This window comes from Plantibacter lichenum (genome assembly GCF_050587525.1).
Lineage (GTDB): Bacteria > Actinomycetota > Actinomycetes > Actinomycetales > Microbacteriaceae > Plantibacter.
Map to the genome: position 1 here is coordinate 38,028 of NZ_JBOBFT010000017.1, position 19,208 is coordinate 57,235.

14 protein-coding genes are annotated in these 19,208 nt (G+C 69.2%); 2 read left to right on the top strand and 12 right to left on the bottom strand.

Annotated elements, in window-relative coordinates; genetic code table 11:
* Positions 1-118: 118 nt before the first annotated feature.
* From ACQ3HB_RS18780 to ACQ3HB_RS18790, 3 genes are all read right to left on the bottom strand, one after another.
* Entirely contained in the window at positions 119-1,663 is a 1,545-nt protein-coding gene (locus ACQ3HB_RS18780) for an aldehyde dehydrogenase family protein (protein ID WP_430922172.1), read from the bottom strand.
* 61 nt (positions 1,664-1,724) lie between these two features.
* Entirely contained in the window at positions 1,725-2,354 is a 630-nt protein-coding gene (locus ACQ3HB_RS18785) for a class II aldolase/adducin family protein (RefSeq protein ID WP_430922174.1), read from the bottom strand.
* Between the two features lie 121 nt (positions 2,355-2,475).
* Positions 2,476-3,783, bottom strand: coding sequence for an MFS transporter (locus ACQ3HB_RS18790; RefSeq protein ID WP_430922176.1), 1,308 nt, complete (start codon positions 3,781-3,783; stop codon positions 2,476-2,478).
* A 227-nt stretch (positions 3,784-4,010) separates the two neighbouring features.
* Between ACQ3HB_RS18790 and ACQ3HB_RS18795 the strand changes: the two genes are divergently transcribed.
* A complete protein-coding gene (locus ACQ3HB_RS18795) occupies positions 4,011-4,922 on the top strand; it encodes a sugar-binding transcriptional regulator (RefSeq protein ID WP_430922178.1) in 912 nt (303 codons plus the stop codon).
* A 61-nt stretch (positions 4,923-4,983) separates the two neighbouring features.
* Here ACQ3HB_RS18795 and ACQ3HB_RS18800 read toward each other — a convergent pair whose 3' ends face one another.
* Both ACQ3HB_RS18800 and ACQ3HB_RS18805 read right to left on the bottom strand, forming a co-directional pair.
* Entirely contained in the window at positions 4,984-6,000 is a 1,017-nt protein-coding gene (locus tag ACQ3HB_RS18800) for an NAD(P)-dependent oxidoreductase (RefSeq protein WP_430922180.1), read from the bottom strand.
* Positions 6,001-6,091: 91 nt separating this feature from the next.
* Entirely contained in the window at positions 6,092-7,774 is a 1,683-nt protein-coding gene (locus ACQ3HB_RS18805; protein WP_430922182.1) for an FGGY family carbohydrate kinase, read from the bottom strand.
* Between the two features lie 137 nt (positions 7,775-7,911).
* On the opposite strand from ACQ3HB_RS18805, the gene ACQ3HB_RS18810 reads away from it, so the two are divergent.
* Positions 7,912-9,393: a DUF418 domain-containing protein gene (locus tag ACQ3HB_RS18810; protein WP_430922184.1), complete on the top strand. Its 1,482-nt coding sequence runs from the start codon at positions 7,912-7,914 to the stop codon at positions 9,391-9,393.
* A gap of 77 nt (positions 9,394-9,470) precedes the next feature.
* Here the strand turns inward: ACQ3HB_RS18810 and ACQ3HB_RS18815 are convergent, their stop codons facing one another.
* The 7 genes from ACQ3HB_RS18815 to ACQ3HB_RS18845 form a co-directional block, all read right to left on the bottom strand.
* Positions 9,471-10,751 carry an RNA polymerase sigma factor gene (locus tag ACQ3HB_RS18815; protein ID WP_430922246.1) on the bottom strand — a complete coding sequence of 427 codons (1,281 nt, stop codon included), beginning with the start codon at positions 10,749-10,751 and terminating at the stop codon, positions 9,471-9,473.
* A 37-nt stretch (positions 10,752-10,788) separates the two neighbouring features.
* Complete coding sequence (locus ACQ3HB_RS18820; RefSeq protein ID WP_430922186.1) at positions 10,789-11,214, bottom strand: YciI family protein; 426 nt, start codon at positions 11,212-11,214, stop codon at positions 10,789-10,791.
* Positions 11,215-11,423: 209 nt separating this feature from the next.
* Positions 11,424-13,211, bottom strand: a complete 1,788-nt coding sequence (locus tag ACQ3HB_RS18825; RefSeq protein WP_430922187.1) for a bifunctional 3'-5' exonuclease/DNA polymerase — start codon at positions 13,209-13,211, stop codon at positions 11,424-11,426.
* 142 nt (positions 13,212-13,353) lie between these two features.
* Positions 13,354-15,051: a dipeptide ABC transporter ATP-binding protein gene (locus ACQ3HB_RS18830; RefSeq protein WP_430922189.1), complete on the bottom strand. Its 1,698-nt coding sequence runs from the start codon at positions 15,049-15,051 to the stop codon at positions 13,354-13,356.
* Positions 15,048-16,181, bottom strand: a complete 1,134-nt coding sequence (locus ACQ3HB_RS18835; protein WP_430922191.1) for an ABC transporter permease — start codon at positions 16,179-16,181, stop codon at positions 15,048-15,050. Before ACQ3HB_RS18835 ends, ACQ3HB_RS18830 begins: the two co-directional genes overlap by 4 nt.
* A 1-nt stretch (position 16,182) precedes the next feature.
* A complete protein-coding gene (locus ACQ3HB_RS18840) occupies positions 16,183-17,259 on the bottom strand; it encodes an ABC transporter permease (RefSeq protein ID WP_430922193.1) in 1,077 nt (358 codons plus the stop codon).
* Between the two features lie 122 nt (positions 17,260-17,381).
* On the bottom strand, positions 17,382-19,010 hold the full coding sequence (locus tag ACQ3HB_RS18845) for an ABC transporter substrate-binding protein (RefSeq protein WP_430922195.1): 1,629 nt from the start codon (positions 19,008-19,010) through the stop codon (positions 17,382-17,384).
* Between the last annotated feature and the right edge of the window lie 198 nt (positions 19,011-19,208).

A 19,208-nucleotide genomic window follows, 5' to 3' on the forward strand; every position in this document is an offset into this window, starting at 1 on the left:
GAGCGGACCAATGGCGAGGAGACCCCGAACACCCGGGCGCTGAGGCTCACCGGCGGTCGGGCATCGAACTCGCCGCCTGAGCCGCGTTCAGGCGGACGGAGTCACGAGGCGACCGCGCTCAGTGCGCGAGGCTCGTCCACACCGTCTTCGTCTCCAGGTAGGACTCGAGGTTCGCGTGCCCCATGTCGCGGCCGTAGCCGGACATCTTGTACCCGCCGAACGGCGCCGCGGCATCGGTCGCTCCATACATATTGATGTAGACGGTGCCGGCCTGCAGGAGGTTCGCGAGGCGATTCGCCCGGCCGATGTCGCGGGTCCAGATGCCGGCCGCGAGCCCGTACGGGGAGTCGTTCGCACGGCGGGCGATGTCCTCGATGTCGTCGAACGGCTGGGCGACGACGACGGGACCGAAGATCTCCTCGCGCACCGCGTCCATCGAGTCGTTCACGTCGGTGAGCACGGTCGGGCGAATGTAGAACCCGCCGGGATCGACCGACCCCGGGAAGCCGGAGCCGCCCGTCGCCACGGTGGCGCCCTGTTCGAGCGCGCCGTCGATGTAGCCGAGCACCCGCTCGTGCTGCCTGGCGCTGATCACGGGGCCGATGACGGCGGAGCTGTCGAACCCGTGACCGATGCGCATGCCGGAGGCGATGTCGCTCAGCCGGCCCACGACATCGTCGAAGACCCGCGATTCGACGTACAGCCGAGAGCCCGCCGCACACGCCTGCCCTGCGTTGAAGAAGATGGCACTCGCGGCGCCGGCGGCGGCCTCGGCGACCGGGCTGTCCGCGAAGACGATGTTGGGGCTCTTGCCTCCGAGTTCGAGTGTGACGCGCTTCACCTGCGACGCGGCGCGAGCGGCGATGCGGGTGCCGACGGCCGTGGAACCGGTGAACGCGATCTTGTCGACGCCGGGGTGGTCGACGAGCGCTTCCCCGGCCTCCGCACCGTAGCCGGTGAGGATGTTGAGCACACCGGCCGGCAGTCCGGCCTCGAGCGCGAGCTGGCCGAGGCGGAGCACGGAGAGCGGCGTGTTCTCGGCGGGCTTCAGGATGATCGTGCAGCCGGCGGCGAGCGCCGGGGCGAGCTTCCACACGGCCATGAGGAGCGGGTAGTTCCACGGGACGATCTGCGCCACGACGCCGACGGGCTCACGCTCCGTGCGCACCATCGTGTCCGGCACCGAGACGGGGATCGTGTTGCCCTCGATCTTCGACGCCCACCCTGCGAAGTACTCGAAGTGCTTGATGGCGAGCGGCAGGTCGACGGCCGTCGCGGCGCCCTTGAGCTTGCCGCCGTCGAGGACCTCGAGCTCCACGAACTCCTCCGCGTGCTGCTCGAGGAGTCTCGCCAGGCGCTCGATGATCCGGCCGCGGTCGAGGCCGCTCATCCGTCGCCAGGGAGCCGACGGCGCGAACGCCCGACGAGCCGCCTGAACGGCTGCATCCGCATCGCTCGCGTCCGCCGCCGCCGCGAGGCCGATGACCCGGCCGGTTCCCGGGTCGACGACCTCGATCGTCCGCCCCGAGTTCGCCTCGACCATCCGGCCGTCGATGAGGAGACGGGGCGGCTGGGCGAGGAACGCCTTCGTCGCGGAGCTGATGTCCGGGTCGAGGGCGATGTCGGGGTTCGGGGTGCCGGTGGGTGCGCTGGTCGAGGTCATGGTGTCCTGGGGCTCCTGGTCCGTGCGGGGTCGAGTGGGCGATGCTGGTGGGTGCAGGCGCTCAGGCGTGGTGGAGCGCCGCGAACGCGTCGGCCGGCATGGTCGTCGTCGTGTCGCCGAGGAGCAGCGCGCGGTAGGTGGCGGTCGCAGCCTCCTCCAGGTTGAGCGCGCGGCGGTACGCCATCTGCACGTTCTCGCCGAGGGCGGAGCAGCCGTGGTTGCCCATGATGATGCAGTTGTGCTCGCGCGCCTGTTCCGCCGCGGAGTCCGCCAGCTCGTCGGATCCGTTCGGGTAGTACGGCGTCGTCCCGACGCTGCGCACGTAGTACGCGTGGTCGAGCGTGATGAGGCGGACCGAGTGGCCGAGCGCGTCGAGGAGCACGGCGTGCTGCGGGTGCACGTGCACGACCGCGTTGACGTCGGGCCGCTCCTGGTAGGCGCGCTGGTGCAGCTTCCACTCACTCGACGGCGAGGGTCCGGAGACGACCTCGCCGCCGAGGGTCATGACGGAGAAGTCGTCCGGGGTCAGCCGGTCGAGCCAGGTGCCGGAACCCGTGACGACGAAGGTGCCGTCGTCGAGGCGCGCGGACAGGTTGCCGCCGCTCGCGAGGGCCAGGCCGTGGTGGACGGCGCTGCGGCCGACGTCGCTCAGTTCGGCGATGCGGGTTGCGAGGGTGGTCTGCTCGGTCACGATGTCTCCTGATGGTGAGTGGGATCGGATGCGGGATGTGATGGTCGGGTACGGCTGCCGGGTGGGACCGGCTGCGGGGTACGCCGGGCTACGGGCCGACAAAGGCGCCGGTCCGCAGGACTCAGCCGGCGGCTTGCGGGTTGCGGACGTCCACGCCGACGGCGACCGGCATCGCGGGACCCGCATCCGCCTTCGGGGTGCGCAGCGCGAAGGTCAGGACGAAGCCGACGATGTACATCGCCGCGATCACCCAGATGGTTCCCTCGATGCCGATGGGCGTCACGAGCCCGGCGATGACCGGACCGATGAACTGGCTGAGACCGGCGCCGAGGTTGAGGATCGCGACCGCCGCCGCCTTGTTCATGGGGGCGAGGAGCGGGACGATCGCCGAGAGCGGCACGAACATGCCGAGCGCGAGGCCGTAGAGGATCGCGATCGTGATCGTGACGCCGAAGTTCGGGCCGATGAGCGTTGGCACGTAATAGAGGGCGAGCACGGTCACGAAGCAGCCGATGCCGCCGGCCCACGCCACGACGTTGACGCGGCCGATCCAGTCGGACAGGTAGCCGGAGATGAGGTTCGCGGCAACGTTGGCTGCGAGCATCGTGCCCCAGATGACCTGCCATTCCGCCAGGCCGAAACCGATGTCGCGGACCATGTACGTGGTGAGGAAGACGACGAACGCGTAGAAGGAGAGCGTGTTGATGAGGCGCACGACGCCGCCGATGCCGACCTTCGGGTTCGTGCCGACGATCGTGATGCTGCTGACGACGCCCTTGATGCTGTTGCTGAGCGTGACGGGCTTCGTGACGGGGTTCTTGAGGAGGACGAGGACCATGATGCCGCCGACCGCGACGAACGCGAGCGCCAGCCAGAGGGTCGCGAGCTCACCGATGACGGGGATCACGGCTCCTGCGAAGTACGAGCTGATGACGCCGAGGCCGAGGGTGGAGAAGAACCAGTACCAGCCGACCGCGCGACCCATGACGTTCTCGGGCGTGCCCATCGTGATCCAGACGAGGAAGCCGTAGGCGAACATCGGGTAGCCGAGGCCGCGGATGCCGAAGGCGATGAGCATGACCGTGAAGTCCTGCTGCATGACGCCGAACACGAGGAACACGATCTCGAAGACGACCCAGATGGCGAAGCCGAGCATCATGACCCGCTTGGGGCCCCAGGCCTCTGCGAGCGCGCCGCTCAACCAGGCCGCGGCCGCGACGACGATGCCGTAGGTGGCCCAGAGGGTGGCGACGTTGCCCTCGTTGAAGCCGAGGGAGTCGAGGTACGGGGAGAGGAAGCCGGCCTCGATGCCGTCGCCGACCATGAAGATCGTGAGGGCGACGAAGCCCCAGGCGATGGGACGGGCGATTCCCTGGGTGCGCAGGAGGCGGGCGAACCGGCCTTCCGTCGTCGGAGTGGTGCTGACCATAACGAGACTCCTCATTGAGCGGGGCAGTGGGGGGATTGGTAGTGCTGCTGGTACTGGGGGTGCTGCGGGGTGCGGGGCCGGTCGACTCGGGGTAAAGTGAACAATTGTTCATCAGGATGAACTTATGAACTACAGAGTGGATCACGAGACGGACGATGTCAAGCCGCATCGTGACGAACATCGACTCCCGACCACGATCGACGACCGCGCCATGGAAGGATTGCCGCATGCTACTGGGACGCGTCGCGCGCATGTACTACGAACACGGGCTCACCCACCAGGAGATCGCGAACGCGCTCGGGCTCTCCCGCATCCGCGTGACGCGCCTCCTCGCCGAAGCACGCGACAAGGGTCTCGTCGAGATCATCGTGCACGTCGAGGAATCGCTCTTCGCCGACGAGGAACGCGACCTCTCCGCCCGCTACGGCCTCCTCCAGGCCTGGGTGGCGCCGAGCGTGCCTGACAGCGCGAAAGCCGATCGCGCGTTCGCGACCGTCGGGGCCGACGCACTCGGATCCGTCATCGAGAAGGACGCCGTCGTCGCCCTCGGACTCTCGACGGCCGTCGCCCTCGTCGTCCGCGAAGTGCCGCAGCGGCAGCTCGGCGCGCGCTTCGTCCCGCTCGCCGGCGGCGCCAGCGGCCTCGTGAACGGCGCAAACCCGCACGAGATCGCCCTCTCCCTCGGCACCAAGACCGGCGGACAGGCGTTCTACCTGCCAGCACCGCTCCTCGCCGTCTCGGCCGAAGCCGCACGCACCGCGACGGCCGACCCCGGCGTCGCGGACGTGCTCGGGCTCGCCGCGAAGGCCGACCTCCTCGTCGCCGGACTCGGCGGCTCGGAGGCCGGACAGGGCCTCCTCCTCGGCTCGCTCGACGAACGCCAGCACGCCGAACTCCGCGCCCTCGGAGCCGTCGGCGACCTCGCCGGCCGCTTCTTCGACGCCGAGGGGCGCGCCGTGACGGGCGAACTCGACGAACGCGTCGTCGGGCTCACCCTCACGCAGATGCAGCAGATCCCGCACCGCCTCGTCATCGCCCGCGGCGCCTCGAAGGTCGACGCACTGCGCGTCGCCCTCGAGAACGGCCTCGTGAACATGCTCGTGACGGACGCCGCGACGGCCGCGACGCTGCTCGCCTGACGAACGGCCTGGTCTCAGCCGGACTCGACTCGACGCACCTTCACCTCTGGCTCGTCCCGCCTCAGCTCACGGCCGCAGCGAGCGCACCCGCGTTCGCGACGCCCGGAACCCGCTCACCCTTCGCCCACAGGCGCATCGACGACGCAGCGATCCGCGAGTGCTCGGCGATCACATCGTTCGACGCACCCGCGATGTGCGGGGTCATCGTCACGTTGTCGAAGGAGAACAGCTCGGAATCGGCCGGCAGCGGCTCCTGGTAGAAGACGTCGAATCCGGCACCGGCGATGCGATGATCCCGCAGGACGTTCATGAGCGCCGTCTCGTCGATGATCGCCGCGCGCCCGGCATTGATGAGGAACGCGTGCGGCTTCAGGAGCGCCAGTTCCCGGGCACCGAGGAGCCCCTCCGTCTCCGGCATGAGCGGCACGTGGACGGTCACGATGTCGGAGGTCGAGAGGACCTCGTCGAGCGGGGCGACCGTCGCGTCCGCACCGAACGCGTCGGCGGGGAGGAAGGGGTCGTAGACCTTGACGGTCATGCCGAAGCCGAGCGCGCGGCGCAGCATCCGCTTCCCCACAGCGCCGCCGCCGAGGATGCCGAGCGTGCGACCGCCGAGACCGATGCTGCGGAATCGCTCATACGGCTCGAACACGTCATCGCTCGTCCAGTTGCCCTCGCGCAGCCAGCGCTCCGACGCGCTCACCTGGCGGACGGTCGCGAGGAGGAGGGCGAAGCTGAGGTCCGCCGTCACCTCGGCGTTGCGGCCAGGCGTCGTGAGCACGGGGATGCCCCGGGCGCTGCACGCGTCGAGGTCGACGTTGACGGGCTTCGCGCGGCAGGAGACGACCGCCTGGAGGTTCGGGGCGAGGGCGAGGGTCGCCTCGTCCACGACGTCGAGCTCGGCGACCACGATCTCCGCTTCGGCGAGCGCCGCGGCGAGGTCGGGGCGCTCCGCGAGCGAAGCGCCGGCCGACGACGGCTCCACGAGCGTTACCTCGAACTCGTCGGCGAGCGCCTCGGCGACGCTCTCGTCGAATGGCGCGGTCACGAGCACTCTCGTGCGGTGCTGGTCGGTCATGGCTTCCTCCTGATGGGTCGCTGGTCTGGGGTGGGGCTGAGGGATCGCGGGGTGGGGATCATCGCTCGTGGGACGTTTCACGGACGGTCGATCATCGCGATGCGGTCGCGTGCGCGGGTGCGGGTGCCTGCTGTGCGGTTGCGGGCGCAGTCGCGGGGGCACTCCCAGCACGCGGCTCGAGGCCATCCGCGACGTCGTCCCGGTTCCCCGTCGGCTGCGGAGCCCCAGAACCGACGGGCGTCTGACCGGAGTGCGTCCGCAGGCGTCGGAGTGCGGACCAGTGCGGCTTCATCGCATCCCGCGTGGCGAGGAAGGCGGCGTACGCCTCCCGGTACAGCTCGTGCCGCACGGAGTCTGGGGAGAAGGTGCTCGACCGAGGTGCGAGCTGCGCCACGGCCGCGGCGAGATCCGGCGCCAGCCCCACAGCGGCGAGCGCGAGCGTCGCGACGCCCCTCGCTCCCACTTCCGGCTCCTCCTGCCGCACGATCTCGCGACCGGAGACATCGGCCAGGATCGAGCACAACAGGTTGGAGTCGGAGCCGCCGCCGCAGATGAGCAGCGTGCCGTGCAGTCCGAGCGCGTCGAGGCACTCCGTGAGCGAGTAGGCGAGGCCCTCGTAGACGCTCCGCAGGAGTTCCGCGGACGTCGTCGTGATGCTCATGCCCAACCACGAAGCGGATGCGACGGCGTCGAAGAACGGCGCACGCTCCCCGCTCGGTGACCCGTAGGGCAGGTAGACGATGCCGCCGCTGCCGGGCGGCACGGTCGCCGCCTGCCGCTCGACGTCCGACCAGTGCTGGTCGGTGAGGCCCAGGCACTCGCGCACCCAGTCGAGATTCGGTGTGCCCGTCATCGGCGCGAGGGATTCGAGGACCTGGGAGCCGCGGCCCGTCGCGAGGACGATGCTCTCCTCACGACGCACACCGGCGCGGGTCGGATGGTTGAGACCGACGAACCCGGTCGTACCGAGGATCGCGTAGCCCTGGGCGTCGCCGATCGCGCCGAGGCCGACGCCGGCAGCCGCGGTGTCGACGAGGCCGACGATGACGGGGATGCCGTGTTCGAGGCCGAGGTGGTCGGCGACGTGCGGGTCGATGACACCGGCGATGCTCTGCGGGTCCCGGACCTCGGGGAGCAGCGCGCGCACGTCCTCCTGACCGAGTGCCGCGAGGAGGTCGTCCGAGTACGCACCCGTCGCCGTGTCGAGGTAGGTGCGCGATGCCTCGCTCGGGTCGGTCGCCATCGCTCCGGTGAGCCTGTACCGCAGCCAGTCCTTGCAGTTGAGGTGGTGGGCGACGCGATCGCGGAGCGTCGGATCGGCCGCGGTGAGCTCATCGACGAGGAGCGGGAGGGCACCGGCGAAGAGGGGCGAACCGGTGGCCCGCTGCACCGCCGCCGCGCGGTCGTCGTGGAGCCAGCCCTCGAGACGGTCGTTCGCGCGGCCGTCGAGCCACAGCGCCGCCCGACCGACCGGCCTGCCGCGATCGTCGACGAACCAGGCGCCGTCGCCCTGACCGGTGATCCCGATCGCGACGATTTCAGCGCCGCCACCGTCCTCGAGGTCGCGGAGCTGGTCGACGACGGCCGTGATGGTCGAGGTCGCCGCGTCCCAGATGTGGTCCATGTCGGCTTCCGCTCGGCCGTCGTCGCCTCGATCGAGGTGGACGGTCGACCGCGCGACGCCCTCGATGCGGCCGTCGAGCGTGAAGGCGACGGTCTTGACCGACGTCGTTCCGGCGTCGATTCCCAGAATGATGCGGGTGCGTCTCTGCACTGTGATCTCCGAACATTGGTGCGCGAGGTTGATCAGATGTTCAGTATAGCCGCTCCCCATCGAGAAGCAACCGGGCGAGGTACCCTGATCGCACACCGCGCGGAGCCAGGCCGCGACAGCGGAACGAGAGGAACGCCGTGTCCCAGCAGGACCTCTCCGCCGACTCGGCCCGTCCACCTGGTTCATCCGGCTCCGGCGCCGTGCCCGGCGCCCCTGCCCTGCCGAGCACACCCGGCGCTCCCACCCCACCCGGCCGCAGACCGGGCGACTGGCCCCGCCCCGGATCACGGGACCGCGCGCTGCGAGCGGATCGTACGCGCCGCCGAGCGACCGCCGACCGCCTCGTCGGCCTCGACATCGCCCGCTTCCTCGCCCTCGTCGGGATGATGGGCACCCACGTCTGGTCGACCGACCTCGACACGGGCGAGGACACGATCGTCACCGCGCTCCTGTCGGGCAAGGCCGCCGCGCTCTTCGCCGTGCTCGCCGGCGTCGGCATCGTCCTCACCACACGGCGCGCGCTCGCGGATGGCAACGCTGCGGCCGCACGACTGGCGGTCTTCGGTCGCGGACTCGCCCTGATCCTCCTCGGCCTCTGCCTCGGGCTCATCCCCGGCGGCGTGTACGTCATCATCGTCTACTACGGCGTCACGTTCTGGTTCGCGATCCCGATGCTGCGCTGGCGCATCCGCCCGCTCCTCATCACCGCTGCCGTGTGGGCCGTCGTGTGGCCGTTCGTCTCGCACCTGTGGCGCAGCGGCATCGGGAACGATGTGCCTTCGCCGGAGATCGGCAGCGCCTCCTGGTTCGACCTCGCCGACCCGGCCGCGTTCGGCCGCGGCATCCTCCTCACCGGCGTGTACCCGGCGCTCACCTGGATCGTCTACGTGCTCGTGGGGATGGCGATCGGGCGCGGGATGCTCGCGGCGCGCGCAGCCGGGACGCTCCGGCGGTTCTCCCTCGTGCTCGCCGGCATCGGTGCGGTGACCGCCATCCTCGCGGACCGGCTCAGCGCACTCCTCCTCGGGCCGCTCGGCGGCGTGCAGGCGATCGCCGACGGGCTCGGCCTCGGCACGACCCGTGCGATCGAGGCGCAACTGGCCGACGGCATGTACGGCACGAGTCCCACGGACTCCGTGTGGTGGCTGGCGGGACGATCGCCGCACAGCGGGACAACGCTCGACCTCGCGTTCACGGCGGGCATCGCGGCGGCCGTCATCGGGCTCTGCCTCGCGCTCGGCCTCGTGCTGAGCGCGCGCTGGCGGACAGCGCTCATGCCGCTGACGGGTGCCGGAGCCGCGCCGCTTACCGTCTATGCGTCGCACGTGCTCCTCGTCGCGATCGGCGACGGCATCGCCTGGTTCGTGAGGGACGACGCCGGGTGGCTCATCTCGAGTCCCCAGCTGTGGGCTGCGCACGTGGTCGTTGCGCTCCTGATCGGCTGGCTCATCGCGGCCACGCATCGCCGCGGTCCCCTCGAGACCTTCGTCCACGCTGCGGGCCTCGCCCTCGCCTCCGCCGCCCCTCCCGCCCCTCCCGCCCCTCCTTCTGCCGAGGGGTCCCAAAGTGCGGGTCCGGCGCGCTCACACCCGCAACTTGGGACCCCTCGGCAGAAGTAGGCCGGAGGCCGGAGGCGGGAGGCCGGAGGCGGGAGGCCGGAGGCGGGAGGCCGGAGGCGGGAGGCCGGAGGCCGGGGTTAGAGGGAGGCGGCGCGGGAGCGGAGGTGGAACTGCTCACGCGCGTTGGCGGTGAGCGATGCCGCCCGGGTGAAGTCGGCGCGCGCCTCATCGAGACGGCCGAGCCTGACGAGGAGCTCCGCCCGGACGCTCGGCAACAGGTGCGAACCGGCCAACTGGCCGCCCGCGACGAGCGAATCGATGATGCGGAGCGCCGATGCCGGGCCCGTCGCCATCGAGACGGCTGCCGCCCGGTTCAGTTCCACGACAGGCGACGGCGCCAACCGGCCCAGTGCTTCGTAGAGGACGACGATGCGCTCCCAGTCCGTCTCCGCAGCGGTGCGCGCGGTCGCGTGGCATTCGGCGAGCGCCGCCTGCAGCCCGTACGCGCCGCGTCCACGCCCCAGCGCATCGGCACGGGCCAGTGCGGCGGACCCGCGGACGATCTGCGCGCGGTCCCACCGCGTCCGATCCTGGTCGAGGAGGAGGATCGGTTCGCCGTCACGCGTGGTTCTGGCGCCGAATCGCGACGACTGGAACTCCATGAGCGCTACGAGCGCGTGCGCCTCCGGCTCCTTCGGGACCAGCCCGACGAGCAGACGGGAGAGCCGCAACGCCTCGCGGCACAGCTCCGGCCGCATCCAGTCGTCGCCGGAGGTCGCCGCATAGCCCTCGTTGAACACCAGGTACAGCACTCCGAGGACCGATGCGAGCCGCTCCGGATACGCCGACCGGTCCGGCACCTCGAACGGCACCTTCGCGGCGGCCAGCGTCTTCTTCGCGCGGACGATGCGCTGCTGCATGGTCGCCGTCGGCACGAGGAACGCCCGCGCGGCCTCCTCGCTCGTCAGACCGCCGACCACACGCAGCGTCAACGCGACCTGCGCCTCACGCGAGAGGACGGGGTGACAGGAGATGAAGACGAGCCGGAGCACGTCGTCATCGATGTGATCGGGATCCCACGGCAGCGCGTCCGGATCCGTCTCCTCCCGCAGCTCGTGCGCCATCGCCGCGTACCGGTCGTCGAGCCGTTCACGCCTGCGCCAGCCGTCGATCGCCTTGCGCTTGGCCACGGCCGTCAACCAGGCGCCCGGGTTCTGCGGCGTCCCGGACTCCGGCCACTGCACGAGCGCGTCCGCGAGCGCCTCCTGCGCCAGGTCCTCGGCGAGACCGAAGTCGCCGACCATACGGGTGAGCGTCGCGACGATCTTCGCCGATTCGATGCGCCACACCGCTTCCACGGCACGGCGCGCCCGAGCCGAGCGGTCCGCTTCATTCGCGGTCCCGCCCGGCTCCGGCATCGTCGTCATCGGGTGCTTGTCGTTCGGATGCTGCGCGTCAGTTCGTGGAAGCGGCGTCGTTCGACTCGCGCCACTCGGCCTCGCGCTGGATGTACTCGTTGTCCTGGTCGAACTCGTCGAGCGTCTGGACGCGACGCACTTCGAGCTTGACACCGGGGCCGAGAGGGCAGCGGCTCGCCCATTCCGCGGCTTCTTCCTTCGTGGCGGTCTCGATGATCCAGAACCCGTTGAAGAGTTCCTTCGCTTCGGCGTACGGGCCGTCGGAGATGACGGGCGGCGTGGAGTCGAAGTCGACGACGAAGCCCTCCTCGACCGGGGCGAGACCCTCGGCGGAGAGGAGCACGCCCGCCTCGATGAGGGATTCGTTGTACTTCCCCATGGCCTCGATGATCTCCTCGAAGGGGATCTCGGCGCCAGCCGCGTCGGCTTCGGGGGTGGATCGCATGATGAGCATGTACTTCATGAGGGCTACCTTCTTCTGTCGTGTCGCTTCGGCGGCTCCTCTGTCCGGAACCACCTCATATCCATACGTCGAACACCACTCTCCCAAATCGACACCTCCGCCGAAATCCCCAGCTTTTTTCTGCCGAGGGGTCCCAAAGTGCGGGTGTCGGGCCGTCGCACCCGCACTTTGGGGCCCCTCGGCAGAAGAGTGACGGGAAGGAGAGCGAGCTATTTGGCTTCGGCGTAGGTGCGGACCACGGCAGTCGTGACCGGGAAGTCGACGGGCGCGGCACCGAAGATGAGCCGGCCGGCCTCTGCGGCGGACGCACGGACGATCGCGACGACGTCCTCCGCCTGCGCCTCTGGGCAGTGGACGACGATCTCGTCGTGCAGGAAGAAGACGAGGTGCGCGGAGTCGGTCACGAAGGCGTCGCCCGCGAGCGCCTGCAGACGCGTGCGGAGACCGGCCATCCAGCACAGCGCCCACTCCGCCGCCGTCCCCTGCACCACGAAGTTGCGCGTGAACCGACCCCAGCTCCGCGCCTCCGTACGGGCACGGCGCGTGATCCCCTCGGTCGCCGACTCGGTCGACGCCGCCGACTGCAGCTCGTGCCACTCGCGGCCGGGGATCGGCGATGTCCGCCCAAGCCTGGTGTGGACCCGCTCGCCGCGTTCCCCGGCACGAGCTGCATCCTCGACGAACTGGATCGCGTGCGGGAACGCCTTCGTGAGCCGCGGCAGGAGCCGCCCGCTCTCCCCCGTCGTCGCGCCGTACATCGCCCCGAGCATCGCGATCTTCGCGTGCGGACGGGTGTCGACCGCTCCGACATCGACCATGCCCTGGTACAGATCCACGCCGCGGCCGGCGTCCGCCATCGCGACGTCGCCGGACATCGCCGTGAGGATGCGCGGTTCCAGCTGCGCGGCATCGGCCACGACGAACAACCAGCCGGGATCCGCGATGACGGCGCGCCGGATCTGATGCGGCAACTGCAGCGCTCCCCCGCCGTCCGATGCCCACCGACCGGTGACGACCCCGCCGGGCACGTAGACGGGACGGAACCGACCGTCCTTCACCCACGTCTCGACCCAGTTCCAGCCGTTCGCCGTCATGAGGCGCGAGAGCTTCCTGTAGCGGAGGAGCGGCTCGATGACGGGGTGCTCGATCTCCTGCAGCTCCCACGACCTCGTCGAGGTGACGTTGAGACCGGCGCGTTGCAGGGCCTTGAGGAGTTCGCCGGGCGACTCCGGATACAGCTCGTCGACGCCGAGAGCAGCGCACACCTCGTCGAGGACGGCCGTGAGCAGGGCGGGCCGCATCCCGGGGGCGGGCTTCGGGCCGAGGACCTCTTCGAGGAGCCGATCGTGGGCGATGGCGTCCCACGGGAGCCCCGCGAACGTCATCTCTGCGGCGATGAGGGCTCCCGCGGACTCCGCGGCGAGGAGGAGCGCGAGGTGGGACCGGCCCTGCGCACTCGCCCCGGCCACCGCATCCCGTTGGAGCGCGAACTCCGCGATCGTGTCCCGCTCCCCCTCGGGCGCGTCGAGGTCGAACAGCGCCCCGGCCGACTCCGCCCGCTGAGCGATCCGTGGATCGATCGCCACGTCCCACGGACCCGGCGGCGCTGCGGCGAGCGCCGAACCGGCCGTGAAGACGGATGCGCGGAGGATCAGGTGGCAGAGGCGCAGGTCGACGCAGCGAGAGACGCGCACGCCGGCTGCGAGGAGACGCGGGTACCAGGCGGCCGTGTCGTCCCAGACCCAGCGCGGGGCGTTGGCTTCGAGACGGCGGACGGCGGCGGGGAAGTCGGCGGCGGTGAGGGTGAGGTCGATCGGGGTCGGGGTCGGGCGCCCTTCGACAAGCTCAGGGACCGGAGCGGAGGGCTCAAGGACCAGGGCGGAGGGCTCAGCGAACGGAGTCGGGTTCGGGGCGGACGGACGGCCCGCGCCCTCGTCGTCTCCGACGTCCACGATGCGGATCCGTCCACCCGGCAGTTGATGGACGGCGAGATGCATCCAACCAGTCTGCACCCCACCGCCGACGCCGGTCTCCGCACCGAGCCCCACCCGGTCCCCGAGCCTGTCGAAGGGCCCCGACGTCCCGGACACGGAACGCCGGCAGGGACATCACAGAGGGCAGAACAGCGACGAAGTCCCCCTACGACCCCACCGTCAACCGGCGGAGGTCCTCACGACGGGTCGCCTGCGCATCGGGATCGGGTACGGGGAGCGATGCCAGGAGGCGCTGCGTGTAGACGTCCTTCGGGCTGCCGAGCACGTCGGCGCCGGACCCCTCCTCGACGATGTCGCCCCGGTACAGGACGATGATGCGGTCGGCGAGGATGTCGACGACGGCGAGGTCGTGGCTGATGAAGAGCGACGCGAACCCGAACTCCCGTTGCAGTTCCGCGAACAGTTCGAGGACACGCGCCTGCACCGAGACGTCGAGCGCCGAGGTGGGCTCGTCGGCGATGAGCAGGGCGGGTTCGAGCGCGAGCGCCCGGGCGAGCGATGCGCGCTGCCGCTGCCCGCCGGAGAGCTCGTGCGGGTAGCGGTCCCCGTACGCCTTCGGCAGTTGGACGGCTTCGAGGAGTTCATCGACCCGCCGGCGAGCGGCCCGGGAGTCTCCGAACCGGCCGTGCACGACGAGCGGTTCCGCGACGCACTCCGCGATCGTCAGCAGTGGGTTGAAGCTCGTCGCCGGGTCCTGGAACACGAAGCCGATCTCGCGTCGTTTCGGTGCGAACTCCCGCTCCTTGACACCGTTCATCTCGACGCCGAGCACGGACAGCGAGCCGCCCGTCACTTTCGTGAGGCCCGCGATGGCGCGCCCGATGGTCGTCTTGCCGGATCCGGATTCGCCGACGAGCCCGAGGACTTCGCCGGAGTGGATCGTGAAGTCGACGCTCTTGACCGCGCGGAAGCCGGAACGGCCGAAGCGGCCCGGATACTCGATCTCGAGTCCGCGCGCGGTCACGACGGGTGCGGCCTTCGCCAGTTCCGCGACGCGCCCCACCTCGGAGACGACGGCGCTCTTGCCCCGGCCGACGTGCGGCACGGCGGCCAGCAGCCGCTTCGTGTAGTCCGCCTTCGGCGTCGCGAACAGTTCGCGCACGGGCGCCTCTTCGACGATGTCGCCCTGGTACATGACGACGACTCGGTCGGCGAGGTCCGCGACGACGCCCATGTTGTGGGTGATGAGGACGATCGCCGTCCCAAACTCGTCGCGACACCGGCGCAGGAGGTCGAGGATCTCGGCCTGCACGGTCACGTCGAGCGCGGTCGTCGGTTCGTCGGCCACGATCAGGCCGGGGTCGAGCACGAGGGCCATGGCGATGACGATGCGCTGCTTCTGCCCGCCGGAGAACTGGTGCGGGTAGTGGTCGACCCGTTCCTCCGGGTCCGGGATGCCCACCCGACGCATGATGTCGATGGCCTTCGCCCGCGCCTCGGCCTTCGTGTACGAACCGTGCGCGCGCAGGCCCTCGGCGATCTGCCAACCCACCTTGTAGACGGGGTTGAGGGCCGTCGACGGCTCCTGGAAGACCATCGCCGCGTCGCCTCCGCGGATCTGCCGCAGCTGTTCGGGGTTCGCCGAGATGACGTCCTGTTCCGATGCGCCGTCGCGGCTCCGCAGGATCACGGCGCCGCTCGCCACGGCGGTCTCCGGGAGGAGGCCGAGGATCGTCTTCGCGGTCACGGTCTTGCCCGAGCCGGATTCGCCGACGATCGCGACGATCTCGCGCGCCGCGACGGAGAAGGAGATGTCGTTGATCGCCTTCACGGCGCCGGCGTCGGTGGAGAAGGAGACGCCGAGGTCGGTGATCGTGACGATGTCGGTGGTGCGGTCGCTCATGATCGTTCGTCCTCTCGTCGGGTCTCTGCATCGCTCGCTGCCGCGTCGTCGCTGATCAGCCCGAGCGCCTCCGCGTCCTCGAACCCGGCACCGCCTGGCGTGTCCGGGGTCCCGCCGAGGGTCGAGATGCTCGAGGTCGCGGCGACGACGCCGGATGAGGCGCCGACGCGACGACGACCGCGCAGACGCGGGTCGGACAGGTCGTTGAGGCCTTCGCCGACGAGCGTGATGCCGAGGACGACGAGCACGATCGCGACACCGGGGAACACGGCGGTCCACCAGATTCCGCTCGTCACGTCGGAGACGGAGCGGTTGAGGTCGTAGCCCCACTCGGCGGCGGCGGTCGGTTCGATGCCGAAGCCGAGGAAGCCGAGGCCGGCGAGCGTGAGGACCGCTTCGGACGCGTTGAGCGTGATGATGAGCGGCAACGTCCTCGTCGCATTCCGGAGGATGTGCCGGAACATGATGCGGGAGTTCGACGCGCCGATGACCTTCGCGGACTCGACGAACGCATCGCCCTTGATGCGGACGACCTCGGAGCGGATGACCCGGAAGTACTGCGGGATGAACACGACCGTGATCGAGATCGCCGCCGCGAGGATGCCGCCCCACAGGCTGGACTGCCCGCGGCTGATCACGATCGACATGACGATCGCGAGCAGGAGCGACGGGAACGCGTACACGGCGTCGCACACGACGACGAGGATGCGGTCGAGCCAGCCGCCGAAGTAACCGGAGACGAGGCCGAGGAGCACCCCGATGAACAGGGAGAGGATGAGCGCGCACACGATGACGAGGAACGCGGTCTGAGCACCCCAGAGCACGCGGGACAGCACATCGTATCCACCGACCGTCGTCCCGAGGAGGTTGACGGGGCCGGGCGGCTGTTGGGTGCCGAAGGTGCCGTCCGGGCCGCGCAGCTGGTTGAATTTGAAGGGCGCGATGAAGGGCGCGAAGAGCGCGATGAGGATGAAGACGCCCGTGACGACGAGGCCGACGACGAGCATCCCGCGCTGCAGACCGACCGATTGGCGGAACTGCTTCACGACGGGCAGACGGTCCCGCAGCGGCCGTTTTGCCGATGCGGAATCCACTGCGGAATCGGGCGTGACGACTGGTGAGGTGGTCATGTCAGTACCGCACTCTCGGGTCGATGATCGCCGCGATGATGTCGACGATGAAGTTGGTGAGGGCGACGATCACCGCCAGCAGGGCGACGATCCCCTGGACCGCCACGAAGTCGCGGGCCTTCAGGTACTCGCTCAGCATGAAGCCGAGGCCCTTCCACTCGAACGTCGTCTCCGTGAGGACCGCGCCGCCGAGGAGGAGCGCGATCTGGAGGCCGATGACGGTGATGATCGGGATGAGCGCCGGCCGGTAGGCGTGCTTCGCCACGAGGCGGTACTCGCTCACGCCGCGTGAGCGGGCCGCGTCGACGTAGCCGGAGCCGAGCGTGCCGATGACGTTCGTCCGGACGAGCCGCAGGAAGACGCCGGCGGTCAGGAGGCCGAGCGCGAGCGCCGGGAGGACCGCGTGGGAGAGGACGTCGCCGATCGCATCGCCATCGCCCAATCGAATCGCGTCGATGAGGTAGATGCCCGTCGGATTCTCGACGGTCTGCAGATTGAGGTCGGTCCCCGTGGACGCGCGACCGGCGACCGGCAGGACGCCCAGCCACACCGAGAAGATGAGCTTGAGCAACAGACCGGCGAAGAAGACGGGCGTCGCGTAGGCGAGGATCGCGAAGACCCGCAGGCTCGCATCCTGCCACTTGTCACGGCGGTAGGCGGCGATCATGCCGAGCGGGATGCCGACGATGAACGCGACGATGAGCGCGTAGAACGCGAGCTCGAGGGTTGCCGCGCCGTAGGTCAGGAGGATCTCGGTCACCGGACGGTTGTCGGAGATCGTGGTTCCGAAGTTGCCCGTGAAGATCTGACCGACGTACTCGAAGTACTGGACGATGATCGGCCGGTCGTACCCGGCGGCACTGATGCGTTCCGCCAGCTGTTCCGGTGGGAGTCGGCCGCCGAGGGCCGCCGTGATCGGATCACCCGTGAGGCGCATGAGCACGAAGACGAGCGTCACGAGGATGAAGATCGTGGGGATGATCAGCAGGAAACGAATCAGCAGGTAGCGCCAGAGACCACCTCCAGACGACCGTTTCCGAGCGGTTTTCGGTGGTGGTGACGCGACAGCAGTCGTCATACGGTGAATCCTCCTCGATGCACGAGACCCATGATGTCAGACAGTTCGGCCGGGGTGGTCATTGCTGCCCACCCCGGCCGGACGTGTCAGTCAGCTTAGCTGACCATCAGATATCTTTCGCGCTACTTGCTGATCGGCGCGTACCGGAACTTGAACGAAGCGTCGAGCGTGGTGCCCTTGACGTCCTTGCCCACGACCGCGACCTGAGAACCCTGCAGCAGCGGGATCGTCGACAGGTCGGCTGCGACCTTGTCCTGGATCTCCTCGATGAGCTTGGTGCGCTGCGTGGTGTCCACCGTCGAGACCTGCTCACGGATGAGCGAGTTGACCTCTTCGTTGTTGTAGTGGTTCTTGAGGAATCCACCTTCGAGGAAGAACGGCGTCAGGTAGTTGTCCGCGTCGGAGTAGTCCGGGTACCAACCGAGCTGGTACGCGGGGTACACATCGGCCGTGCGGTCCTTGGAGTACTGCACCCACTCCGTCTGCTGCAGGTTGACCTCGAACAGGCCGCCCTGCTCCAGCTGGTCCTTGACGGCGGCGTACTCGTCGCCGGAGCCCGAACCGTAGTGGTCACCGTTGTACTGCAGGTTGAGCTTGACCGGGGTGGTCACGCCGGCGGCCTCGAGGGTCTGCTTCGCCTTGTCGGCGTCTGGACCGCCCTTGCCGTCGCCGTAGAGGCCCTTGAGGGATTCCGTCGCGCCGGTCAGGCCAGCGGGGACGTAGGAGTACAGCGGCGTGTAGGTCTCCTTGTAGACGTCCTTCGCGATCGCGTCGCGGTCGACGAGATCGGCAGCGGCCTGGCGGACGGCGAGCGCCTTCGCGGCGTCGGCTTCCGGCGTGGTCGCGCCGTACGGCATCGTGTTGAAGTTGAACACGACGTAGCGGATCTCGCCGCCGGGGCCGTCGACGATCTTGACCTTGTCGTCCTTCTTCAGGTCGGCGATGTCCGTGGCGGACAGGCTGCGGAAGGCGACGTCGATGTTGCCCTTCTGCACGTCGAGCTTCAGGTTCGACTCGTCCGTGTAGTACTTCACGTTGACCGATGCGGTCTTCGCCGGCTCGAGGAGTCCCTTGTAGCCGTCGAACTTCTTGTAGCCGATGAGGTCGTTGAACTTGTAGCTGGAGATCTCGTACTGGCCGGCGAACGCCTTGCCCTTGACGATGTCCGCGTCCGAGGTGACTTCGGTGGGCGAGAACACGTCTTCATCGACGATGGGCCCGGCCGGGCTCGAGAGCACCTGCGGGAAGGTCTGGTCGTTCTCCGACTTGAGCGTGAACACGACGGTCAGGTCGTCTGGCGCGTCGGTCTTCTCGAGGTTCTGGAGCAGGCTCGACGGACCGTTGTCGGCTGCGATGGCGAGCTGGCGGTCGAAGCTGAACTTCACGTCGGAGGATGTGAGGTCGTTGCCGTTCGCGAACTTCAGGCCCTTCTTGAGCTTCACCGTGTATTCCGTGGGCGAGGTGAATTCGCCGGATTCCGCGATGTCGGGGGCGACGTCGGGGCTGCCGTACGGGGTGTTCATGAGGAACGGGAAGACCTGGTTCATCACGGCGAACGAGCCGTTGTCGTACGAGCCGGCGGGGTCGAGCGTCGTGACCTTGTCGGTCGTTCCGATCGTGATCGTGCCGCTGCCGCCGGAGGAGCTGTTGCCTCCGCCGCCGCCGGAGCAACCGACGAGTGCGAGGGCGGTGACGGACACACCGGCGAGCACGACGGCGCTTCGGCGGAATCCGCTACGTGGGGATGACATGAATGTCGACCTCGTTTCTGTGTAAGAGAAGGCGCGCACCAAGGGATCCGGCGCGCGCTTGTAGAGGATTACAACACGGTCCATACATATTCATCAATGGAGATGCGTATCCGGTGCGGATTCGTTACCCGCAGGAAACATCAGCCACCGATTTCGCCTGTCGAATGGCATTTCGCATATTGCACACAACTCCTTCAA